This is a genomic window from Bradyrhizobium sp. (genome assembly GCF_019242285.1).
Taxonomy (GTDB): domain Bacteria; phylum Pseudomonadota; class Alphaproteobacteria; order Rhizobiales; family Xanthobacteraceae; genus Bradyrhizobium.
On the sequence record NZ_JAFAVV010000957.1, the window covers coordinates 1 to 5,024 of the forward strand.

5 protein-coding genes are annotated in these 5,024 nt (G+C 66.6%); all 5 read left to right on the top strand.

Features of this window, described 5'->3' with window-relative positions; genetic code table 11:
- A partial coding sequence (locus tag JOY90_RS39210) for an ABC transporter ATP-binding protein (RefSeq protein ID WP_291696439.1) occupies nucleotides 1-1,082 on the top strand: 1,082 nt, incomplete at its 5' end.
- 63 nt (nucleotides 1,083-1,145) lie between these two features.
- Nucleotides 1,146-2,027, top strand: a complete 882-nt coding sequence (locus JOY90_RS39215) for a polysaccharide deacetylase (protein WP_291696440.1) — start codon at nucleotides 1,146-1,148, stop codon at nucleotides 2,025-2,027.
- A 15-nt stretch (nucleotides 2,028-2,042) separates the two neighbouring features.
- Nucleotides 2,043-2,369: a hypothetical protein gene (locus JOY90_RS39220; RefSeq protein ID WP_291696441.1), complete on the top strand. Its 327-nt coding sequence runs from the start codon at nucleotides 2,043-2,045 to the stop codon at nucleotides 2,367-2,369.
- Entirely contained in the window at nucleotides 2,362-3,363 is a 1,002-nt protein-coding gene (locus JOY90_RS39225; protein ID WP_291696442.1) for a GTP-binding protein, read from the top strand. Before JOY90_RS39220 ends, JOY90_RS39225 begins: the two co-directional genes overlap by 8 nt.
- 9 nt (nucleotides 3,364-3,372) lie before the next feature.
- Nucleotides 3,373-4,623, top strand: a complete 1,251-nt coding sequence (locus JOY90_RS39230; RefSeq protein ID WP_291696443.1) for an extracellular solute-binding protein — start codon at nucleotides 3,373-3,375, stop codon at nucleotides 4,621-4,623.
- Nucleotides 4,624-5,024 lie beyond the last annotated feature (401 nt).

Here is a 5,024-nt window from a genome sequence, read left to right on the forward strand (position 1 = left end):
ACGTCGGCAAGATCTACGACAACGGCACCTCCGCGGTGGAGGATTTCAACCTCGGCGTCGAGAAGGGCGAGTTCATCGCCTTCCTCGGTCCGTCGGGCTGCGGCAAGACCACCACTTTGCGCATGATCGCGGGCTTCGAGGCCATCACCTCCGGCGACATCCTGATCCGCGGGCAGCGCATCAACGACATGCCGCCCGAGCGCCGCCCGACCTCGATGATCTTCCAGAACTACGCACTGTTTCCGCACATGACCGTGCGCGGCAATGTCGGCTACGGCCTCGACGTCAAGGGCCTGCCGAAGGCCGAGCGCGACGCCAAGGTCGATCGCATTCTGGACAAGCTCGGCCTGTCCGACCTCGCCGACTCGATGACGCAGCGCCTTTCCGGCGGCCAGCGGCAGCGCATCGCGCTGGCGCGCGGCCTCGTGGTCGAGCCCGCCATCCTCTTGCTCGACGAGCCGCTCGGCGCGCTCGACGCCAATCTGCGCAAGACCATCCAGGCCGAGCTGAAGCTGCTGCAGCGCAATCTCGGCATCACCTTCGTGTTCGTGACCCATGCGCAGTCCGAGGCGCTGACGCTGTCCGACCGCATCGTGGTGATGAATCGCGGCCGCATCGAGCAGGTCTCGAGCCCGCTGCAACTCTATACCAGGCCGCAGACGCCGTTCGTGGCGCAGTTCATCGGCCGCAACACCATCATCGAAGGCGCGCTCGGCAAGGTCGAAACCGGCCGCGCCACCCTGTCGACGCGGTTCGGCACCTTCGTCGGCGCGCCGAACAACGGACCTGTCGCCGGCCGCGCCGCCAAGATCGTGATCCCCTCCGAATCGCTCGAAATCTTTTCCGTCACGGGCACCTCGCAGGAGGCGCTTACGGCCGAGTACGAAGGCAATTTGCTGCCGGGCGTGCTGGAGCGCGCCAACATCGTCGGCCATCTCATGCAGATCGGCATTGCGCTCGACGAAGGCGATCGCGTCGCGCTGGAAGCCCATGTCGACAAGTACCGGAGGGAGGATCTCGTGCCGTCATCCCACGTCTGGATCGCCTGGCGGGCGAAGGACGCCACCATCATCGCGGCGTGAGCGCTCGCGATTGCTGATTTCAAACGCTTGCGGAATGGACCGCAACAACAAGAGGAAAACCCCATGGCAAAGGAAATTCTCGTCGGATTTGGCATCGACGTCGATGCCGTCGCCGGCTGGCTCGGCTCCTATGGCGGCGAGGACTCGCCGGACGACATCTCCCGCGGCCTGTTCGCGGGCGAGGTCGGCAGCCCGCGGTTGCTGAAGCTGTTCGCCAAGTTCGGCATCAAGACCACCTGGTTCATCCCCGGCCATTCGATCGAGACCTTTCCCGAGCAGATGAAGGCGGTCGCCGACGCCGGCCACGAGATCGGCATCCACGGCTACAGCCACGAGAACCCGATCGCGATGACGCGCGAGCAGGAAACCGAGGTGCTCGACAAGAGCATCGAGCTGGTGACAAAGCTCGCCGGCCGGCGGCCGACCGGCTATGTCGCGCCGTGGTGGGAGTTCTCCACCGTCACCAACGAGCTGTTGCTCGAGCGCGGCATCAAATACGACCACTCGCTGATGCATAACGACTTCCACCCCTATTATGTCCGCGTCGGCGACAGCTGGACCAGGATCGACTATTCGAAAAGGCCGTCGGAATGGATGCAGCCCTTGAAGCGCGGCCACGAGACCGACCTGATCGAGATTCCGGCGAACTGGTATCTCGACGACCTGCCGCCGATGATGTTCATCAAGAAGGCCCCGAACAGCCACGGCTTCGTCAGCCCCCGCCACCTCGGGCAGACCTGGCAGGATGAGTTCGACTGGGTGTATCGTGAATTCGACTATGCCGTGTTCCCGATCACCATCCATCCCGACGTCTCGGGCCGGCCCCAGGTTCTGATGATGCTGGAGCGGCTCTACAACCACATCGCCTCGCATCCCGGCGTGAAGTTCGTCACCATGGACGAGATGGCCGACGATTTCGCTCGACGCTCGCCGCGCAAGAAATAGGAGGTCGCTCGGCCCATGTGCGCGCTGTGCGGATCGCTGGGCGGCGACGAGCACTGGACCGACGCGGTGGCGCGGGACGGTGTGTTCACGCGCAACCGCGATTCCGCACGGCGTCGCCTGGAACGCGCCCGCCGCGTCGAGGTCGCCAACCGGGTCCTGAAACTCTACGGCTTGCGGCTGTCGGACTGGCAGGGCACGTCCTTCCTGCTGTCGACCTTCACCGGCAAGAGCGAGATGGTCGGCGACCTCGGCCATCTCTGGGCTGCGGCCGAGCGGCTGTCGGGGCGCGCCTGCGATCCGCTCGATCCCGATTTTCTCTCGCGGCTCGATGCCGATGACTGAGGCCCCACCCGCCTTCACGCCGGTGACGCTGCTGACGGGATTTCTCGGCTCCGGCAAGACCACGCTGCTGCGCCGCCTGCTCGCCGATCCCGCGCTGGCCGACACCGCCGTGATCATCAACGAGTTCGGCGAGGTCGCGCTCGATCATCTTCTGGTCGAGCGCCTGGACGAGGACACCGTGCTGCTCGGCTCGGGCTGCGTCTGCTGCACGGTGCGCGGCGAGCTCGCCGCCACGATGCGCGACTTGCATTCGCGGCGCGAGCGCGGCGACGTGCCGATGTTCCGGCGGCTGGTGATCGAGAGCACCGGGCTCGCCGACCCGTTCCCGGTGCTGTCGACGCTCCGCGCCGATCCGGTGCTGCGCCATCACTTCACGGCCGCCGGCGTGGTGACGACGGTCGACGCGGTCAACGGCTTGGCGCAGCTCGACCGCTATGTCGAATCGATGCGTCAGGCGGCGATCGCCGACACCATCGCCCTGACCAAGACCGACATCGCCGACCCGACGGCGAGCGAAGCCCTGCTGGCACGGCTGCAGGCCATCAATCCCGCGGCGCCGGTGCTGCGCGTCGCCGAACGAAGGTTGCCGGTGGACGCGCTCCTGCGTGCCGGCGGGAATCCCTTCAGGGCGGTCGCCGAGCCCGACGGCGCAGCCGCGCATGCCAAGGCGCGCGCGTTTTCGATCGTCGTCGACGAGCCGCTCGACTGGAGCACTTTCGGCATCTGGCTCGCCATGCTGCTCAACCGGCATGGCAACCGCATCCTGCGCGTCAAGGGCCTGCTCGCACTGCAAGGCGAGGCGCGCCCGGTCGCCGTTCACGGCGTGCAGCATCTGGTGCACGCGCCGACGCATCTGCAAGAATGGCCCGACGCCGACCGCCGCTCGCGGCTGGTCTTCATCGTCGAAGGCATCGATCCCGATCTGATTCGGCGCTCCTTCGCGGCGTTTGCGCGGCTCGGCAGCGCCGCCGCGGCTGCGCTGGTGTCAGCCTGAATGATACCGATGCGCCGCTCGAAAAAGACATCCACTCGTGCCGCCCCCGCGCTGCATCTCCACGGCCGGCCGACGCTGCGCGTGCTCGGCACCGAGATCACGCTGCTCGAAGGGGTGCGCCAGCGCGCCGAGGCCGATCTCGGCATCACCTTGCGGTTCGAAAATCTCGATTTCATCAGCGCGCAACGCAAGGCGGCGGCGCAGCCCTGGGCCTACGACGTCTACGACCAGTGCTTCCACAATCTCGACATCGTCTGGTTCTGGCGCGCGATCCAGCCGATCGAGCTGAAGCGGATCGCCCGCTGGGGCGAGGTAAGCGACCTCACCAAGACCGGGCGGATTCACCCCGGCGCCACCATAGGCCGGGGCGATGCGCCGGTGACGAAACTCTACGCGCAGCCGAACGGCTCGCTCAACTCGGTGCCGGCCGATGTCATCAGCATGCTGCCGACCGTGCACAATCTGGATTCCTTCGCCTACAATGCCGAGGCCGTCGACGGCGAGCTCGAGCCCAACACGTCCTGGGCCGCGCTGCTCGACGAGCGCTGGGCCGGCCGCGTCGCGCTGGTGGACGAGCCCGCGATCGGCGTGTTCGATGCGGCGCTGGCGGTGCAGGCCCGCGGCGAGATGCGCTTCGACAACATCGGCAACATGTCGACGGCCGAGATCGACCGCCTGATCCAGATCCTCAGCGAGCGCCGCCGCGCCGGCTATTTCTGCGGCTTCTGGAAGACCGCGCAGGAGGCCGCCGACCTGATGCGCGCGGGGCAGGCGGTGGTGCAGAGCATGTGGTCGCCGGGCGTGAGCGCGCTGCGCCGGCGCGGCTTTCCGGTGCGGGAGACCGTGCCGCAGGAAGGCTATCGCGCCTGGCATGGCGGCCTGTGCCTGTCGACGCATCTCGCCGGCCGCACCCGCGATGCGGCCTACGACTATCTCAACTGGTGGCTCGACGGCTGGGTCGGCGCGGTGATGGCCCGACAGGGCTACTACATGTCGATCCCCGAGCGCGTGCGACTGAATCTGTCGTCCGCCGAGTGGGACTACTGGTACGAAGGCGAGCCCGCGAGCGAGGACCTGCCGGGCCCGGACGGCGAGACCACCATCATGCGCGGCGAGACCAGGAGCGGCGGCGCCTACCGCCAGCGCGCCAGCCGCATCGCGGTCTGGAACACCACCATGGACGAGCACAATTATCTCGTCAGGCGATGGGCGCAGCTCGTGGCGTCGGGGGCGAGGAACGCGGTGTCGGCTGCGGGATGAGCGGAGGACGCCAGGCAGCAAGCTGTCCGCGTGTAGCCCGCATGAGCGAAGCGATATGCGGGACGAGACGGCACCATAGCATCAGCGTCATCCCGGATATCGCTCCGCTCATCCGGGCTACATCCGCCGCTTTAGGCTGCGCAATTGCAGAACCACGGTCCATAGTAAGCGTAGGATGGGTAGAGCGAAGCGAAACCCATCGATGCATCGTGGGAGAATGATGGGTTTCGCTCTACCCATCCTACGAGGACCATGAGCCCGAGCATGCCAGTCGGTGTGTAGCCCGCATGAGCGCAGCGATATGCGGGACGAGACGGCACCATAGCATCAGCGTCATCCCGGATATCGCTCCGCTCATCCGGGCTACATCCGCCGCTTTAGGCTGCGCAATTGCAGAACCA